This is a genomic window from Arthrobacter sp. 10L430, assembly GCF_056395245.1.
This window is the reverse complement of the sequence record NZ_JBFTJD010000080.1, coordinates 1-441: the sequence shown is the minus strand read 5'-3', so window position 1 is coordinate 441 and position 441 is coordinate 1. Positions and strand designations below refer to the sequence as shown.

The following is a 441-nucleotide window of genomic DNA, read 5'->3' as shown; positions in this document are numbered from 1 at the left end:
CGATGTCCAGGATGCGGCCTTGGCTGCCGAGGAGGATGGGGATGATGTCGGCGTCGCAGGCGATTTTGCGGACGGTGGCGGGGGTGACGGGGCCGGTGAAGGCGAACGTCCCGGTCCCGGCGGGCGTGTCGGGGAGCGGGGGCTGGCCGCCGGCGGTGTCGGGGAGCGGGGGCTGGCCAGTGGCGGTGTCGTCGGTCGGGGCGGGTGCGGTGCCTGTGGCTGCCGGGTTTTGCCAGTGGGTTTGTGCATTGTCGCCGGGGCGGCTGGGGCCGGCGGTGTTGGTGGTTGTCCGGGGTGTGGGTGTGTGGCGGGTGTAGCGGGGGCCGTTGGCGGCGGTGGTGTGGAGGCGGTTCAGGAGGTCCTGGTAGCTGATGGTGACCATGACCTGGGGCCGGAGTCCGCCGGTGGCTGGCAGGGTGTTGGTGGCGAGGGCTGTTTTGC

At 72.1% G+C, this 441-nt stretch carries 1 pseudogene; it reads right to left on the bottom strand.

Annotation, left to right across the window (positions count from 1 at the left end):
* Positions 1-441, bottom strand: a pseudogene (locus AC1DDG_RS21755) (HNH endonuclease signature motif containing protein); the annotation flags it as partial.